A 16,983-nucleotide genomic window follows, 5' to 3' on the forward strand; every position below is an offset into this window, starting at 1 on the left:
ATAATTCCAGCTTTAATAGTATTTGGTTTAATTGTTCTTGTTAATAGTAGTAATTTATATATGAACATTGCTTTAGCAACTACAATAACGCTAGCTTCTGGCATTTTAGTGGGCAGAGTACTACAATTACGAAAAAATTAAATAGTAACACACTATAACATAAAATGTTCCAAATATTCACTGTATAATCGCTGGTTTAAAGTGCCTGTTTCGTTACTTTAACAAAATTCACATGATCTCACCTGTAAGAATTTTTATATTCAAAACGAGAGGTGAAGAGTATGAAGAAATTGCACTTTAAAGAGGTTGAAGTAGCAGAGTTAAATTCATTCTGGACTGGCGCTGCTGTTGGAGCTTTAATTTCTGGTGGTGGAGTAATTTTACTTACATGATCTCAGCCGTAAAAATAGAATTTTCTTAATGAAAAACGTGAGGTTAAAACATGAACAAACTACACTTTAAAGAAGTTGAATTAGAAGAATTAAATTCAAAAACTGACATCATTTACTGGGCTACAGGAGCAGTTCTTGTTGCGGGTCAAGTAATAATAATAACTTGATTTCTGTAGTTAAATATTGATGATTTATAAAATAATAATTTTCAGAGGTATCAACTAGAAAACCAGGGGGACGAACTAATGATTGGAATTTCGTGCATAATTGAAGAAAACGGTTTATTTAAAAATATCAATGAAGGTAACGCAAAAGAGCTATTTTCTGCTAAAGCCAAAGATATACACTTTGATAAATTTGATTTTGAAAATAACACTTTTATTGATTTTGTTGACTATCTAGACTTTCAAGAATACCAAAAGTATATATTTTTCGTTGGTGGGAGCTTGCAAAGAATATATAAATTAGTTCAATTTTTAGAAACTGAGTTAGAAGAAACAGATTTTTGTATAGTCGATGATAATTTAGAAGTAAAACATGGGGATTTTGAATTGATAGACATGTTACAGCCGTTAAAAGATATGTTCCAACTAGAGAAAGAAAAGGCTAAGTTGTCTCACATGCAATATTTAAGAAATGGGTTAATGACATTATTTTCAGGCGTATATCCAGCTGTTATTAATAAAAGAACGCTAAAACATCTCTATGTAGAAAATTGTAATGTCATTCAGAATATCGAACCAGATGTGTATTATAACATGGCTGTAAACAGTTCAATTTTTATTGATCAATCTAGTGAAGAAATTGAACTAAATAGCAATGACTTGAAAGACATACCAAACATTATATTATTAAATAATTCTGTTCCGAGTTTTCAAAAAGAAGATTTGACGTCATTAGATGTAGAAGAGTTAGAAGAATTAATAAGCAAGTTTAAAAATTCAGGGGTTATTGATAACAAAGAAAGTAAAAAAGCGATTTTTGATTATGCGACTATGACAAAGACTAGTACAAATAATAGATTGTTTGTCTATTCTGACGGGATTTTCAATGATTACTTGAAAGAATATATAATTTCAAAAAACATTAAGCTAAATTACTTTGATATTGTTTCAAAATATCAAAATAATGAAGAACAAGATAAAGTAGAGGCGATGATTAAGAACATCATTCCGATGATGTATAATTTGGCAGCATCATTTAAAGGTGGGGCAACTACTTTTACTACGCCTTATACAAAGAACAAACTGGACCTAGTAGTAGATTCAATCGTTGAATTCAAATTAATTGGAATTCAAAATAATAGAGGTTGTTTTGTTTATAATATCCGCACTAATAAAGTTTTTGAAACGGATGAAACTTTCCTTGAAATTTTAGAAGCCGATCTTAAAAATAACCAAAGCTACCTAAAAGATCGTTTCAAAGATCAATATGATGCAATTATGAATGAATATAAGGGGTTGGTGGAACATGCATAGTAAGTATATATTTGGCCCCTTTTTACGAAAAGTTAAAAGAGGAAACGTGGAAATTTCGGATGATATTTATTCAGATACCGACTTTGCTGATTTTTATAACCGCTCGATAAATGAAAAATTTGAAATAAATGATTTAGATTTCTATAGAGAGAAAATCAATAATGATGATGTAGTACTAGAAATAGGATCAGGTAATGGTCGGGTATTTAATGTTCTATCTAGAGAAGGTGTCAATATTTACGGGATTGAACCACAATTGGAAATGATTAAATATATCGACACTAGTTACAGGGATAAGATTTTCAATATTGGTATAGAGGACCTGGATACGATTAAAGGTATTAAATTCACAAAAATTATTATACCAGCCACGACTGTTTCTTTATTTTCAGAAGAACAATTTAAAAGTTTTTTAATTAAAACAAAAGATTTATTGGATATTCATGGCTCCATCATTTTTGATTTCCTTAAACCTTCGTGTATAAAAGAAAATTGTGATAAAGTTTTAAATTTTAAAACAGATGATAGTGTGTTTTTTGTAAGTAATGCCATTATAGAAAATAAATATGTTTTAAATATATTTATGGAAGGCAATGGTGTTAAAAAAGTGGGATATTCAGTGAAAAATCTACACACTATTGAATATTTTGAGAAAGTCTCTGAAGAGTTACATTATAAATTAAATATATTATATAGCGGAGAAAATATATATTTCTTGGAGTTGGAAAATTGTGAAGAATAATACCTATGTTGTTCCAATGGGGGATATTACGCAATCCCCTTTTTATAATATGATAATCGAAGAAGCTAAAGATAGTTTTTTACTAGATACAACTGGAAAAAAATATTTAGATCTTAGAAGCGGTTTATGGAATGTTTCATTGGGATACAAGGAAGAGTTATACCAAAGAATTTCATCTCAATTTAATGAGTATTTACAAAAATCATTAACTTTTTTAGATATCCATGCATACAATCATCCTTTGTATAATGATTATAGTAATGCCTTGCTACAGTTTATTAATGAAAAAGATTCTGCGTATACTAAAGTCTTTTTCACAAATAGCGGTTCGGAAGGAACAGAGTTAGCAACAAAGGTTGTAAGACATTTAAACAACAAAGATAAAAAAATTATTACGTATGATAAAAGTTATCATGGTACCTTTTTTGCAGGGGTATCAGCTAGTGGATTAGATGAGAAGATTACGGAAGATTATCAACCAAAACTAGATGGATTCTTAAGTGTAAAAACTCCTCAAAATCGTGATGATGAAGATCATGTGTTGAATTTTATAGAGGAAAATCATCAAAATATATCTGCTTTTTTATTTGAACCTATTATTGGTTCAGGCGGAGTGTATATTTTTAATAAAGAATTTATTAAAAAACTACACAGCACATTAAAAAAATTCAACATACTACTAATTTTTGATGAGGTGGCAACAGGTTTTTATAGAACGGGCAATCGCTTTTTCTTTAAAGAATTAGGGGTGACTCCAGATATTTTAATTTTGAGCAAATCGATTAACAATGGAATTCTCCCATTTGGAGCAGTCGTAATTTCAAAAGAAATTGAAGACGCTCTCAAAGGTAAGCATATCGAGCATTTCTCTACTCAAAACGGAAATCTGCTAGGGGTACTATCAGCAAAGATTACATTAGAATATATTTTAGAAAATGAGACAAGTATTATTAGCAATGTTCGAGAAATCGAAAATATAGTAACAAATACGCTTAAGATGAAAAATATTGGTTACACGGGTATCGGGGGGATGTATTCGATCCCTGTGAATGATCCAATTAAAACTATGGAAATAGTTAACGGATTAAAAGAACTCGGTATTTTAGTCTATCATTACATGGATAATGATGAAGGTAATGGCATTACACTATTTCCTACCCTTTTAATAGATACGAAGGCATTTTCAAAAGCTATGAAAATAATTGCAAAGAGGGTATTAGTTTGAAAGAAGTAAATAACTTAAATGTTTGCAATGTAAATCTTGAATACCACATAGACGACTATGTTTATATATATAACCCTAAGAATGAGAGAATGATACAAGCAGATCAGAATACACTAGAGTATCTTAGGAGCTATAATACTGAAACTAGCGAAAAAGTAGAAGGTTTAGAAAGATTTTTGCATGGCAAAAAAAAATACAATCTATTAAATTTTAAGTTGCTAAAATTAAGTATAAGCACAAAGGGATTTGAAACGCTATATAAAATCGAAAACATTAAGATTTTTAAGTACTTGTTCGTATGTTTACTTTTATTTTTTGCAATTACTTTTCCTGTAGTAGTGAAAAAGGGTTATACGATCTTCAATAGTGGTGCAATGAACTTTAATGTATATCATTTGATATACATATACGTAGCACAGTTATTTATCGTTTCGTTCCATGAATTTTCGCATTATTATACTTACAGAAAATATATTAGATCTGACAAAATGCGTTTTGGAATAATAATTCGATATTTCTTTTTATTATTATTTTTTACAAATGTTAACTATATGAGGACGCTCGATAAGAGAAAAAAAATAGCAATAATGTTGTCAGGTGTTATGGGACAAATGATTTTAGGAAGTCTATTAGCAATCATGTATCTTTTGTCAAGTTCTGACGTGATATTATACATATATATTACTAATTGTATAATTATTTTTACTAATATGATGCCATTTTTAAAGTTAGATGGTTATTGGATTATAAATCAAATGATAGATTCAGAAGATTATATGAATAGTTTCAAACAATTTATATTTAAACGACAAAAGATAAAATCTTCTGAGTTACTACTCGGACTAGTAAATTGTATTCTCATAGCCACAGTTATTTTAAGTGGTGTTTATTGGGTATTCGATGTTGTAAGGAGAGGAATAATGTGAGTGGTAATATACTGATACTAGGCGCAGATGGATATATTGGTAAAGACTTACAAACGGTAATAGATGATACAAAAAATATATACTGTATCGATAAAACGTATAAAGAAAAAGTAATGAAAGAAACCAATAAAGTCTATTTCAATTTAGATGTTAGCCAAGAAGAAGATATTAGATTTTTATCCACTTACTTTGAAGAGAACAATATAACAATAGATGGTGTTATCAACCTAATCGGGGTTAATACTTTATCTAATTTTTATAATGTGACAAATGAAGCGTGGGATAAAACATTTGATATAAACATTAAGAGTTTTGTATTTTTACTCAAGTCCATCTATAGCTCACTTTCACACCGCGTTTCAATTGTAAGTGTAGCTTCACAAAATGGTATAGTGGCACATGAGGATAGAATTGCTTATGGTACTTCAAAAGCAGCGCTGATTCACTTAACAAAAAATTTAAGCATTGATTTTTTGAAAGATCAACAGAGAGATATTAAGGTGAATTGTGTGTCGCCGTCCTATATTATCAACGATAATAACGAAAGTTATTTGAAGTCCTTTGAAGGAAATAAGTTATTGAAAAAAATTCCATATAGAAAATTTGTTGAAATTTCAGATGTAACAAATGTCATTTTATTTTTAATGTCTGATAAAAGCGATGCCATTAGAGGGCAAAATATTGTGGTTGACTATGGATATACAATTGTATAAATAAATCATCTTGGGAATTAAGGGTGTGGATAATGAGTTTACTAATTAAAGATTTAACAAAGAAATTTGACGAGCATGTTGCAGTGAATAATTTGAATATCGAGATACCAAAAGGTGAAATATTTGGATTCTTGGGCGGGAATGGAGCAGGTAAAACGACTACATTTCGAATGATACTTGGACTTTTATCGAAATCAAGTGGGACCATTTCATGGAATGGTAAACCTATAAATTATGGTGTTACAGATAAAATTGGGTATTTACCGGAAGAACGTGGTCTTTATGCGAAAATGACTGTCAAAGAACAAGTTAACTTTTTTGCAAAACTAAAGAACATGAAAAGTAAAGATGCAGAAAAAGAACTTCACTATTGGCTGGAGCGTTTTAATATTACTGAGCATCTGAACAAAAAGGTAGGAGAACTTTCTAAAGGGAATCAGCAAAAAATCCAGCTGATAACAGCGATTATACATAAGCCTGAACTCTTAATTTTAGATGAACCATTTAGTGGTTTAGACCCAGTAAATGTTGAAATGTTAAAAGACGCTGTTCTTGATATGCAAAAACAAGGGTCGTCAATTCTTTTTAGTTCACATCGTATGGAACATGTGGAAGAGTTATGCCAACACATTTGTATTATGCACAAAGGTGTACCTGTTGTTCAGGGTGACATTGCCAAAATTAAAAGTGATTTTGGTAAAAAGAACGTTGTAATCGTTGGCGATCATGACTTTGACCATTTGAAAGAAATAAAAGGTGTAGAAAGTATGAAGAAACGTAAAAATGCAGTTACTCTTAAAATTTCATATGAAGAAGTGTCACATGTTTTATTTAAAGAGATAACAAAATTAGGGTATGTTAAAAAGTTTGCAGTAGAAGAGCCTACATTAAATGATATCTTTATTGCGAAAGTAGGTGCACAAAATGAGTAGTTTCTGGACAATTTTTTTACAAAACTATAAATCTAAAGTGAAATCAAAATCATATTTTGCTATTACAATAATAGTTTCTATGTTAATTATAGGATTGATGAATTTTGACAAGATTTATAACTTGTTTGCAGGGAACGAGGAGGATCAAGTTGTTGTTGTTACAGAAAAAGAAGAATTATATTCAACCATTCATCAAGTGTTTAAAAATGTCGATAGTAAGATACAAGTTAAACGTAGCACGGATAAACAAAAAGCAGAATCAGGTGTTAAAAATGGTGATTATACATATGCAATCGTTGTAGAGGAATTGAATAATAAACAATTAAAGGCTACGTATATAACTGAGACGGATGTAAATCAGCAAGATGTTAGCAAGGTTCAAACGATTTTATCTCAAATACAATCTTCTAATTTCGCCCAGCAATTGAATCTATCTCAAGATGAATTAAAGGTGTTAACAACGCCAGTAGAAATTCATACCAAAACGGTTTCAGATAAGGTTAAAGATGGAGAACATACTGAGGGTGTAGGGATTTTAATTAATGTCTTTATCATGCTAAATTATCTAATGATATTAATGTATGCTGCACAATTAGCAACAGATGTTGCAACAGAGAAATCTTCTCGTGTTATGGAGTTAGTTGTTTCGAGTATTTCGCCTACCAAACATTTATATGCGAAGCTATTCTCAACATTATTGGCTGGTATTACGCAAATCATAATTTGGGGCTTGGTCGCAACTGTTGGATATAAAACAGCAATTAATGATTCGAAAAATGATATTTTAAATAGTATTGATTTAAATTCTGTTGCTCCAACTCTAGTGTTTTATGGGATTCTATTCTTCACATTAGGATTCTTATTATATGGCTCATTATCTTGTCTATTTGGCTCTATCATTACGCGTATAGAGGAATCTTCTCAAGCTGTTATGCCGCTGATGTTTATGTTACTTGCTGCTTTGTATATAGCAATTTATGGAATGTCAAACCCAAGCAGCATGGTTGTTACCGTTACTAGTTATGTACCTTTCTTCACTCCTATTGTTATGCTTGTACGAATTGGATTCCTCAATATCCCAGTATGGGAGATTGCGCTTGCATTAGCAATTCTAATTGCAACAATATGTATGATGATTGGTTTAACGAGTCGTGTTTACCGCGGTGGCGTATTAATATATGGTAAAGGTGCATTTAGTAATATCAAAAAGGCAATCAAATTAGGGCAAAAATAGGATTCGTCTATTCATTTCTAAACTTAAATTTACAAAGATCTGCATAGTTAAACTGTGTAGATCTTTTTTGTTGAGAAATTTATATAAATAAATATAAAAATTGCTGTATTAGGCTATTTTTCAAAGAGAATTTTAAAAAGCTCCCAAAAGAGAGTAAAGAATCGAGTTCTAGCGAACAACGTAGAGCGATAATTAATATAATTTATGTCTTTCTCCAAAATGGAGAAAAGAAGTAGGGAAAAATTTAGTTTTAATAATAATCATTTATTTGCTACATAAAGAAAACCCCTTGACTATCAAGGGGTTTTTCATATGACCCCGGAGAGGCTCGAACTCACGACCTCCACCCTGTCAAGGTGGCGCTCTCCCTGCTGAGCTACGGGATCCCAACTATAAATGTTACCATCAGCAATGTATTTTCATTTCATTCGTGTAATCGGAGGATTTGTACAATTTGTTGAGTATTGTAACATTTGATGTATTCCTATAATAGCAACGAACTTTAATGGTGTAAAGATGTAATTTTCCGAATATTTATATTCTAATTTTTGTATAAAAAAATAAGCCCCGAAGAGCTTATTTTAATAATAATATCAACGCAATTATCAATGATATTTTCAAAAATACAATCATAAATAATGGAGCTTGTTCATAAGCTATCGTCCTGTAACTGTCATTCCTGCTGTGTAAATTGTATCAATAGAACCGTCAGCGCCTTTTATTTCGACTTTATAACGATATGTTCCATCCTCATAAATATCATCGCCATATCCTGTGAAAGTTGCAATTTCATCATTGCTTCCAGCTGGGACCCATTGATTTTGCCAACGGAAGTTGGTTTCAAATTCTCCCCATCTATCGCCATATTTCTTTTCAAGGCTGACATTGTAATGAATTTCTTCAGCTCGGTCATTTGTAATTCTTGCAATTACGCTGTTACCAAAAGTAACTTGTGTAGAGTGTACCTGAACTGTAACACCGTTCACCGTTTCACCAGGACCACAAATGTAATGACAACCATCCCATTCGTCAGCATGTGCTTTTGGTGTTTCAATGTTCATAGCTGTTAAACCGCCTAAAGCTAAAGCTCCTGTTAATAATACTTTACTAAATGTTTTCACTTGAAATTCCCCCTAAGTATATTCTCAATTCGTTCGATAGATATCACATTAATCTAATGGAACGTTTTTTCCTTAAGTGTATTCGCTATGAATCTTTCATCTTGTAGTAATCTAACCTCTACATAAAATTTCATAGTTTTGATTCCATATATGTATCATGATTTACATAGAATAAATCTGTTAATACGTTTTGGGTATTTGCTTATCCCACTACTCTTTATTACCTTTTATTGGTAAAACGTTGGTTTTATTATATACCATTATTATCTATTTACAAGAGAAAACAATACTGTATGCAAAAATGCATAATAAAAAACACTACTTGTATTCTGAATTACAGAATACAAGTAGTGTTGGGTTTCAATTAATATTTAATTGGAACCTAATGCTAATTTTTTATGTTTAACAGTATACATATATCACTGTTTTTTTAGTCATAATTGATAAAATTTGGTCAGGGGACACTCTTCCTGTTGAGCTATGGGATCTTTAAAAGGGAAAGTATAAGCGATTATGAGAGTAATGTATGAAGGGATAATGATGAGAAGCGAATTTAGTAGAAAGTAGTCTTTGGATGTAGAGGTTATATTATTTCCGATACCAATCCAAAGGACCTTCATCACTCAAATCAACAAGAAAAGGGAACAAGAAGTGTAAAGGTAAGCTTATAAGTTCTGGCATAGCGTTCACTGTTTTCTTTGATAGATATTGCCTCCCAAAACAATACGGACAATCTTTTTCAAATGTTATGAGAAGCGACCATACATCTTTTACTTTCCACTTCGTTTTACAATACGTACAACGCGCCATTGAGTTCCTCCTCAGTTTAAGGTGTTTTCTAATATATTCTACTTTATTGTACGAAAGTCATTTGAATTTGATGTGGTAAAATGCAAAACAAGCCTAACCTCGTTCTACATTCAGGGAGGGGCTAGGCTTGTTTTAATTCCGTTCAATGTCTCTTTGTATCAGGCTGTTTATACATTGCCTAGATAGCTTCGTGTTAAATTCGGGAGAATAATTTTTCCATCTTTACTGTATTTTTCGAATAGCTCTGATAGGAGAAAAATAAAGTTTTTATACTGTTCGTCATTTTCTTTCGGAGCATAAGATGCTGATAAATTCCTTCCCAAAAACCCTTCATAATCAAAAAGTAAATAATTTTGATATTCTTTAAAATCATACTTTCCATCTTTAAAAAAGTTGTTAAATACTTCTGGAGTTTCATCTATTCCACCGCTAAAGCCTTTAAAGTTTGGACAGGTTTTCTGGCAAATTTCTGCATTCTCTTTAATAAGTGGACTAGTTAAATCTCTACTATTCCAAACAAGTGCAACATTTGCTTTTTGTTTTAAAATTCGTTGGCATTCGATTTTGAAAGCCTCTTTATCAAACCAATGAAATGCTTGGGCAACAGTTACTAAATCTACACTATTTTCTTTTAAAGTGGTATTTTCAGCAGTTGCTTTTATGGATTGAAAACGAGAATATAGTTTTAATGATTGCTCAGCCATCTTTCTCATATCATCATTTGGCTCAACTCCAATAACATGTAAACCACTTTCAAGCAGCTGGTGGCTAAATATCCCCGTACCTGAACCAATATCAGCCACAATCTGATTCCCTTTCAGTTGGTTAGCTGAAAGCAAGTAATCAATATATTCATTAGGATAACTAGGGCGATATTTTGCATATATATCGGCCCTGTCAGTAAAATTTTCTGTTGTTTTCACAGTACTACCTTCTTTCTTACGATATGATGTACAGAAATAGAAATTAAATATGAATTCAGGCATCAGTCTTTAAGTCTACAACTTAAGAATCCAGCTAAATAGAGGGCCTCAGTTTCTTTATTCAAATATCCTTTATCCGTTTAGTATACTATTTTAGATAATATCTTCCAAAAGACTAGAATGGCTTACTCAATTATGTTTTAAAGTGTATATTTTTATGGATTTATTTAATAATTTATGAGCGATTGTATGTCGTATTACGTTTACGTAGGTAAGAGATTTTTATTTTTGCTATTTAAATTGGCCAATATATCCTTTTTACAATTTACTGAAAATCATGTATAACAGAGATACATGATTATTTTATCTCGCTATTTGCGGGCAGTAAGATCCCTTACCTCGAAATTCAGCAAAAGTAAAGAAGTTAGGTTCGGGTCGGAATGCCCGTAAAAGTCCGATTCGTGAGGGTTGATGAAAGTTTCACTTTATAAATATTCAGAAGTAGAGGGAGAAAAGTTGTAATGGTAAGAAAAACGTTCAAGATGCGCGTGTCTAAAAATAGAACGATTTCGATTAATGGATCGATTCTTGATGTGGATGTTACACATGATGAATTTTTACAAGAGTTTGTTGAGTGGGTTGATTCTAAAGGTTGGTCGTTTATGGGAATAACAGATGAGATTACGCCCGAGGAAGCTAGTCAAAAGTTAATAGATTCGTTGATTGATGAGAAGGATAAGAAAGAGTAATTCCTTCTTATTTTTATTGTATATTTATGTTCTTTATCGTAAAAGTATGATATAGTAAAAAATAGTGAAATTTCTTCCAATATAATACAAATTACATATGATTGGTAGATTTATTATTTTGTTAAGGAGTAAATGGAAAAGGGAGAGTCATATGGTAAATTTTAAGAAAATTTTGGTTTTTATTACAGTTATTTGTTCGTTTTTTTTGACGCCCATAACATTGCGTGCTGAGACGAATATTGGAGTAAATCCAGAACAAGTTGCACCACCACCTGCGGAAGGACCGAATGTTTTTAGTCAGTTTGCAACGACAATTGATGCGAAAACAGGAGATGTTTTGTATGATAAAAACGCATATCACCGAGCATATCCTGCTAGTACGACGAAGGTGTTAACAGCGATTTTACTCATGGAGCATACAAAGCCAGAGGATCAATTTACATTTTCACAATTAGCATTAGATCAAGAGAAGAGTAATTATCAAATTGAGTTTCAACCTGGAGAGACAATTAATAGAAATACTGCGCTTATGATTTTAATGGTGCTGAGTGCGAATGATGTGTCGTATGCGATTGCGGAGCGGATTGGCGGGAGTGTTGAGAATTTCGCTAATATGATGAATGAGAAAGCGAAGCAATTAGGAGCGAAAGATAGCCACTTTGTAACACCGAATGGATTGCATGATCCGAACCATTATACGACGCCGTATGATATGGCTATGATTACGAAGGGTGTGCAAAAGTATCCTGAAATTTTACAAGCGATGAATACGAAAAGAACGACAGTTACGACGTCTAGGCAGACGGTGTCTATTTTTAATAAATCTAATTTTTTTGAAAATCCATATAGCATTGGCGGTAAGACAGGGTTTACGAATGAAGCACGTAATACACTTGTTTTATTAAATGAGAAAGATGGAAATCGTATTATAAGCGTAGTAATGGCTTCTCAAAGACCTGAAATTTATGAAGATTTGAAGCAGATGGCGGAATATTCTTTCGGTCAATTTACGAAGCAAATGGTGCTTGATAAACATAATTGGCATCAAAAAACAACATATTTAAATAAAGATGTTAATTCTGAGTTGGAACAAAGTGCGGAGCTTATGCTTAAGAAAGATGAAGGGAAAAATGTGAAAACTATTTTCCGGGCGGCTTCATTAGATAAAGAATCTTTATATCATAAAGGAATACATCGTGGTGAGGTAGTTGGTGCAGTTGATATTACGAAAAATAATCAAACAATTGCGACGGTAAATGTTCTTTCAACAGAAGATGTCACTTTTACGATGCCTAAAAAAGATACAACTATGCCTGAAGTAAAAGACTCAAATGTGAAAGTAATAAGTGTTGGGATAGGTGCGATTATATTATTTGGAGCAATTTTATATGTAGTGTTGCGCCGAAATACAAAAGGAATGAAATCAGAAGATAAATAAATTACTAATAAAAAGACTGTGTAAAATTTTGGCACAGTCTTTTTTCTATATTTTAAATAACTAATAATTGTAAATTTTCTTATTGCAATAACTTAAAGTTCGTTATATCATTTACTTGTGTTCTTGTTAAAGAACAAAGTGGATGTTGCATACTTCAAATAATATAAAACAACGGAGAGGGAGAGAGACGATGAAATTAATATGGAAGATAATTAGCAACGCGATCTCATTTGTTTTATTTGCATTGATGGTTTTTTTAGCTTTTGTAGTTATTTCTTCAAAAGCAAGCGGTGGTGATCCGACAGTGATGGGATATCAATTTAAGAGCGTTCTTTCAGGATCAATGGAGCCGACGTTTTTAACAGGATCAATCATTGCAATAGAACCAAACAAAGATGGTTCTAAATATCAAAAAGGTGATGTTATTACCTTTAAAGAGAAAGATCAAAAAATTATCACTCACCGTATTATCGGTGTGAAAGATACAAATGGAAAAGTAATGTATGAAACAAAAGGGGATAACAACAACGGACCAGATTTAGAGCCAGTACTTGCAGAAAATGTAGTTGGAAAGTATGCAGATATTACAGTTCCATATGTTGGTTATTTACTGAATTATGCGAATTCAAAAGCGGGAGCAGCATTACTTCTTATTATTCCAGGAGTCTTTTTGCTTGGTTATTCCGCTATTTCTATTTTTGGTGCTATTCGTAGCATTGACGGAGAAAAGAAAGATAAAAAAGTAGAACAATCCGTCTAGTTCGTTTGGTTATACTTTCCGTTTAGGAAGTTAACAAATATATATTAAGGGGATATGGACATGACTTTAAAGAAAAAATTAGGAATGGGTATTACATCAGCAGTATTAGGAGCAGCTTTAGTTGGTGGAGGAACATTTGCATTTTTCAGTGATAAAGAAGTGTCAAACAATACATTTGCGGCTGGAACACTGGATTTAGCATTAAATCCATCAACAGTTGTTAACGTATCGAATTTAAAACCTGGGGATACAATTGAAAAAGAATTTAAACTAGAAAATAAAGGTTCTTTAGATATTAAAAAGGTTCTACTGAAAACAGATTATAATGTAGAAGATGTAAAGAAAGATAATAAAGATGATTTTGGTAAACATATTAAAGTAACATTCTTAAAAAATGTAGATAAGCATGAGACAATTGTGAAACAAACTACTTTAGATAAATTAAAAGGTGACACACTTACAGCTGTAGATAATGATTTATCGGCTTGGTTCTGGGATGAAAAAGGTATTTCAGCAGGTAAATCTGATAAATTCAAAGTGAAATTTGAGTTCGTTGATAATGGAAAAGATCAAAATCAATTCCAAGGCGATAAGTTACAATTAAATTGGACGTTTGATGCACAACAAACAGCAGGTGAAGAAAGATAATAATAAAAAGGGCTATCACATGGATAGCCCTTTTTCTATTTTTCTAGTATTTGTCTATCAATTTTAATAGTTCTTTACTATAATATAGATAATGTTCTGTATAAAGAACGTAATGTTCGATGGGAGAGATTAAGATGCTGAAAAGACCGCGTAATTTTAAAAAGATGCTTATATTGCCGTGTATGTGTTCTATTACGTTTTATTTAGGATCTCAAATTATGACGCATACAGAAGCGGCGTTCATTCATGAAACGAAAGTAGAAGCGACGCTTTCTACAGCAATTATATTTCCGAAAACAGTTAATACGTTAAAAGAGCAATCTGAGAAACATAAACAGCTTATTGAGCGTGAGTATGGAACGATGAAGGGGAAATCGAAAGCAACTTCTATTGAAGAAATAAAACAGGCGATTTCTGTATGGCAACAAGGGCGTGAGAAAATTGTTGCTGAGAAGGAAGCTCTGCAAAATGTATATACTGAAATAGAAGCTCCTTACAATCAAATACAAGAAGAATTAAAGGTAAATAAAGATGAGTCGATGCAGCAAGTGTCCATATATGTAAATGAAGGCTTTCGCAGTATCAAAGAGAAGCGTGACTATATTGAGAAAGAAATTAGCTTGAAAGCTATTGATGAGCAAATTCAAGCTCTTCAGCAACAATTAAACGCTGCAATTGAAGCGGAAGGACAAAAGAAAGTAGAAGAACAAAAGAAAGCAGAGGAACAGAAGAAAGTAGAAGAACAAAAGAAAGTAGAAGAACAAAAGAAAGCCGAAGAACAAAAGAAAATAGAAGAACAAAAGAAAGCCGAAGAACAAAAGAAAGCAGAGGAACAAAAGAAAGCCGAAGAACAAAAGAAAGTAGAAGAACAGAAGAAAGCCGAAGAACAAAAGAAAGTAGAAGAACAGAAAAAAGTAGAAGAGCAAAAGAAAGTGGAAGAACAGAAAAAGCTAGAAGAGCAGAAGAAAGCGGAGTAACTGCTTTAGTGAAACAGCCAGAAAACAAGAATGTGGTGTAAGAGAGAGTGAACGAATAAGCAAGACTAGTAATATTTATACGAGTGTGAGGGAACGTTAGCCCTCACCTCTTTGTTTTTCTTTTTTCTTATAGTATTAAATGATTTGAGTGTGAAAAAAGTTATAAATTATCATTTTTTTTCTGAAAAGTCTAAAAAATATTGAGAAATAAAAATAACTGAAAATATTAATAAATATGTGTTGTGTTTATATAGAGTTGTTCGTTATAATGAACATAAGGTTTTTAAAAAAGAACGCATATTAGCTAAGCTAATATAGTTTTCTTTACATCTCTTATTGAAAAATAAGTGATAAAAATATAAAAAAAAGCTAGGGGGAATTGATTGTGAGTCTGAAAAAGAAATTAGGTATGGGAGTTGCATCAGCAGCATTGGGGTTAGCTTTAATTGGTGGAGGAACATTTGCATTCTTTAGCGATAAAGAAGTATCAAACAATACATTTGCAGCTGGGACGTTAGACCTTACATTAAACCCTAAGACGCTTGTAGATATTAAAGATTTAAAACCAGGGGATTCTGTTAAGAAAGAGTTCTTATTACAAAACAGCGGTTCGTTAACTATTAAAGACGTTAAATTAGCAACAAAGTATACTGTTAAAGATGCAAAAGGTGATAATGCTGGTGAAGACTTTGGTAAGCACGTTAAAGTAAAATTCCTTTGGAACTGGGATAAACAAAGTGAGCCTGTATATGAAACAACTTTAGCAGACTTACAAAAAGTTGATCCAGATCTTTTAGCTAAAGATATCTTTGCTCCTGAGTGGGGAGAAAAGGGTGGATTAGCAGCTGGTACAGAGGATTATCTATGGGTACAATTTGAATTCGTAGATGATGGAAAAGACCAAAATATCTTCCAAGGTGATACATTGAATTTAGAATGGACATTCAATGCCAACCAAGAAGCTGGGGAAGAAAAATAATAAAAAAGCGGGTATTCCCGCTTTTTTTTATAAAGAAAAAGAAGTGCTGGTTGTAAGCACTTCTTTCTATTATTATTTTTGATTTTGCTTCCACTTTGTAAATTCAAGAAATTCACGAAATTGTTCTTTGGAGACACCAGAGTTCATTGCATCTTTAACGAGTTGTGTCCATTCGGAGTCTAGGTTAGTTTCCTTTGTTGTTTCATCATGAAGTAAAGTATCAACTGGAATTTGTAGAACTGCTGCGATCTTTTCAAGAAACTGAATGGAAGGGTTTTTTTGTAAATTTCGTTCTATAGAACTAATGTAAGATTTAGCAACGCCAGCTTTTTCGGCAAGTTCAGTTAATGAAATCCCTTTTTGTAAACGAAGGCGTTTTATACGTTCTCCAATCATATTTGCGCACCTTTCTATCAATATGTAGTTGTCTTATGATGTCATTATTATAACATAAACTTCGTTAAAAAGAACAAACCTATTGAGCCTGACTGGATGGCTTCATACGTTGGAAAAATTGCTCGATGTCTTGCATGGCGATACCAGCATCTAGAGCTTCAAGTATTAAATCAATCCATTCTTGATCCAGTGCGTCTGTCTTATCTTTGTACAAATGTAATTCCTCCCTAATTATCGGTCATAATTGCTGCTACAGAATACATGATAATGCAATCGGATTTTGTGTTTTATATAGTGAATTATCAAATATTGTGTAGATGAAACAAAGATAAAATCCCCATTAAACTCCCTCTATGGAAATTATAAATTGTTCGATAAAAACTTTCAATATTTTCAGAAAACATTGTTGAATTGTGATATATTCGTATGCTAACTATGAAATTTTTACAAATATATTAAAAATATTACATAATATGACTAAATATTGAAAAAATATTGAATTTTTAATAAAATTCAATTTGTAATACATATTATTTATTA

Annotated in this window: 18 protein-coding genes and 1 tRNA gene; 13 read left to right on the top strand and 6 right to left on the bottom strand. The window is 31.8% G+C overall.

Features of this window, described 5'->3' with window-relative positions:
- The first annotated feature begins 637 nt into the window (after positions 1–637).
- Genes ACX9TM_RS06785 through ACX9TM_RS06815 form a run of 7 tightly spaced genes read left to right on the top strand, consistent with a single transcriptional unit; the run spans position 638 to position 7,642 of the window.
- Positions 638–1,870 carry a hypothetical protein gene (locus ACX9TM_RS06785; RefSeq protein ID WP_048655958.1) on the top strand — a complete coding sequence of 411 codons (1,233 nt, stop codon included), beginning with the start codon at positions 638–640 and terminating at the stop codon, positions 1,868–1,870.
- Entirely contained in the window at positions 1,863–2,612 is a 750-nt protein-coding gene (locus ACX9TM_RS06790) for a class I SAM-dependent methyltransferase (protein ID WP_048655959.1), read from the top strand. The genes ACX9TM_RS06785 and ACX9TM_RS06790 overlap by 8 nt, the downstream gene beginning before the upstream one ends.
- Positions 2,602–3,837 (top strand): aminotransferase class III-fold pyridoxal phosphate-dependent enzyme, encoded by a 1,236-nt coding sequence (locus tag ACX9TM_RS06795; protein ID WP_048655960.1) that lies wholly within the window; start codon positions 2,602–2,604, stop codon positions 3,835–3,837. The genes ACX9TM_RS06790 and ACX9TM_RS06795 overlap by 11 nt, the downstream gene beginning before the upstream one ends.
- The gene (locus ACX9TM_RS06800) at positions 3,834–4,763 is read left to right on the top strand and encodes a zinc metalloprotease (protein WP_048655961.1); all 930 of its coding nucleotides are present in this window, start codon (positions 3,834–3,836) and stop codon (positions 4,761–4,763) included. The genes ACX9TM_RS06795 and ACX9TM_RS06800 overlap by 4 nt, the downstream gene beginning before the upstream one ends.
- Positions 4,760–5,476, top strand: coding sequence for an SDR family oxidoreductase (locus ACX9TM_RS06805; RefSeq protein WP_048655962.1), 717 nt, complete (start codon positions 4,760–4,762; stop codon positions 5,474–5,476). Before ACX9TM_RS06800 ends, ACX9TM_RS06805 begins: the two co-directional genes overlap by 4 nt.
- A 32-nt stretch (positions 5,477–5,508) precedes the next feature.
- The gene (locus ACX9TM_RS06810; RefSeq protein WP_000054722.1) at positions 5,509–6,408 is read left to right on the top strand and encodes an ABC transporter ATP-binding protein; all 900 of its coding nucleotides are present in this window, start codon (positions 5,509–5,511) and stop codon (positions 6,406–6,408) included.
- Positions 6,401–7,642, top strand: a complete 1,242-nt coding sequence (locus ACX9TM_RS06815) for an ABC transporter permease (RefSeq protein ID WP_065382159.1) — start codon at positions 6,401–6,403, stop codon at positions 7,640–7,642. The genes ACX9TM_RS06810 and ACX9TM_RS06815 overlap by 8 nt, the downstream gene beginning before the upstream one ends.
- A gap of 313 nt (positions 7,643–7,955) precedes the next feature.
- Here the strand turns inward: ACX9TM_RS06815 and ACX9TM_RS06820 are convergent.
- From ACX9TM_RS06820 to ACX9TM_RS06835, 4 genes are all read right to left on the bottom strand, one after another.
- Positions 7,956–8,028 (bottom strand) — tRNA-Val (locus ACX9TM_RS06820).
- A 270-nt stretch (positions 8,029–8,298) separates the two neighbouring features.
- On the bottom strand, positions 8,299–8,763 hold the full coding sequence (locus ACX9TM_RS06825) for a hypothetical protein (RefSeq protein ID WP_048534153.1): 465 nt from the start codon (positions 8,761–8,763) through the stop codon (positions 8,299–8,301).
- Positions 8,764–9,351: 588 nt separating this feature from the next.
- Positions 9,352–9,573, bottom strand: a complete 222-nt coding sequence (locus tag ACX9TM_RS06830) for a hypothetical protein (protein WP_065382160.1) — start codon at positions 9,571–9,573, stop codon at positions 9,352–9,354.
- A gap of 167 nt (positions 9,574–9,740) precedes the next feature.
- On the bottom strand, positions 9,741–10,496 hold the full coding sequence (locus ACX9TM_RS06835) for a class I SAM-dependent methyltransferase (RefSeq protein WP_065382161.1): 756 nt from the start codon (positions 10,494–10,496) through the stop codon (positions 9,741–9,743).
- Between the two features lie 521 nt (positions 10,497–11,017).
- On the opposite strand from ACX9TM_RS06835, the gene ACX9TM_RS06840 reads away from it, so the two are divergent.
- The 6 genes from ACX9TM_RS06840 (at position 11,018) to calY (ending at position 16,047) form a co-directional block, all read left to right on the top strand.
- Positions 11,018–11,245 (top strand): hypothetical protein, encoded by a 228-nt coding sequence (locus ACX9TM_RS06840; RefSeq protein ID WP_000251856.1) that lies wholly within the window; start codon positions 11,018–11,020, stop codon positions 11,243–11,245.
- 151 nt (positions 11,246–11,396) lie between these two features.
- Positions 11,397–12,683, top strand: a complete 1,287-nt coding sequence (locus ACX9TM_RS06845; RefSeq protein WP_000247030.1) for a D-alanyl-D-alanine carboxypeptidase family protein — start codon at positions 11,397–11,399, stop codon at positions 12,681–12,683.
- Between the two features lie 190 nt (positions 12,684–12,873).
- Complete coding sequence (gene sipW / locus ACX9TM_RS06850) at positions 12,874–13,443, top strand: signal peptidase I SipW (RefSeq protein ID WP_000767792.1); 570 nt, start codon at positions 12,874–12,876, stop codon at positions 13,441–13,443.
- A 60-nt stretch (positions 13,444–13,503) separates the two neighbouring features.
- Positions 13,504–14,091, top strand: a complete 588-nt coding sequence (locus ACX9TM_RS06855; RefSeq protein ID WP_000172852.1) for a CalY family protein — start codon at positions 13,504–13,506, stop codon at positions 14,089–14,091.
- Between the two features lie 134 nt (positions 14,092–14,225).
- The gene (locus ACX9TM_RS06860; RefSeq protein ID WP_065382162.1) at positions 14,226–15,068 is read left to right on the top strand and encodes a DUF4047 domain-containing protein; all 843 of its coding nucleotides are present in this window, start codon (positions 14,226–14,228) and stop codon (positions 15,066–15,068) included.
- A gap of 385 nt (positions 15,069–15,453) precedes the next feature.
- Entirely contained in the window at positions 15,454–16,047 is a 594-nt protein-coding gene (gene calY / locus ACX9TM_RS06865) for a biofilm matrix protein CalY (RefSeq protein ID WP_000053713.1), read from the top strand.
- A gap of 72 nt (positions 16,048–16,119) precedes the next feature.
- Here the strand turns inward: calY and ACX9TM_RS06870 are convergent, their stop codons facing one another.
- Entirely contained in the window at positions 16,120–16,443 is a 324-nt protein-coding gene (locus ACX9TM_RS06870) for a helix-turn-helix domain-containing protein (RefSeq protein WP_000578885.1), read from the bottom strand.
- Between the two features lie 79 nt (positions 16,444–16,522).
- Positions 16,523–16,657 (bottom strand): anti-repressor SinI family protein, encoded by a 135-nt coding sequence (locus ACX9TM_RS06875; protein ID WP_000276219.1) that lies wholly within the window; start codon positions 16,655–16,657, stop codon positions 16,523–16,525.
- Positions 16,658–16,983 lie beyond the last annotated feature (326 nt).

The organism is Bacillus sp. LH1, assembly GCF_057924895.1.

Excerpts from the sequence above, each read along its gene's own strand:
- ACX9TM_RS06785 (WP_048655958.1), top strand. The coding sequence starts at position 638 with ATGATTGGAATTTCGTGCATAATTGAAGAAAACGGTTTATTTAAAAAT.
- ACX9TM_RS06790 (WP_048655959.1), top strand. The coding sequence starts at position 1,863 with ATGCATAGTAAGTATATATTTGGCCCCTTTTTACGAAAAGTTAAAAGA.
- ACX9TM_RS06810 (WP_000054722.1), top strand. The coding sequence starts at position 5,509 with ATGAGTTTACTAATTAAAGATTTAACAAAGAAATTTGACGAGCATGTT.
- ACX9TM_RS06815 (WP_065382159.1), top strand. The coding sequence starts at position 6,401 with ATGAGTAGTTTCTGGACAATTTTTTTACAAAACTATAAATCTAAAGTG.
- ACX9TM_RS06830 (WP_065382160.1), bottom strand. The coding sequence starts at position 9,573 with ATGGCGCGTTGTACGTATTGTAAAACGAAGTGGAAAGTAAAAGATGTA.
- ACX9TM_RS06840 (WP_000251856.1), top strand. The coding sequence starts at position 11,018 with ATGGTAAGAAAAACGTTCAAGATGCGCGTGTCTAAAAATAGAACGATT.
- ACX9TM_RS06845 (WP_000247030.1), top strand. The coding sequence starts at position 11,397 with ATGGTAAATTTTAAGAAAATTTTGGTTTTTATTACAGTTATTTGTTCG.
- sipW (WP_000767792.1), top strand. The coding sequence starts at position 12,874 with ATGAAATTAATATGGAAGATAATTAGCAACGCGATCTCATTTGTTTTA.
- ACX9TM_RS06855 (WP_000172852.1), top strand. The coding sequence starts at position 13,504 with ATGACTTTAAAGAAAAAATTAGGAATGGGTATTACATCAGCAGTATTA.
- ACX9TM_RS06860 (WP_065382162.1), top strand. The coding sequence starts at position 14,226 with ATGCTGAAAAGACCGCGTAATTTTAAAAAGATGCTTATATTGCCGTGT.
- ACX9TM_RS06870 (WP_000578885.1), bottom strand. The coding sequence starts at position 16,443 with ATGATTGGAGAACGTATAAAACGCCTTCGTTTACAAAAAGGGATTTCA.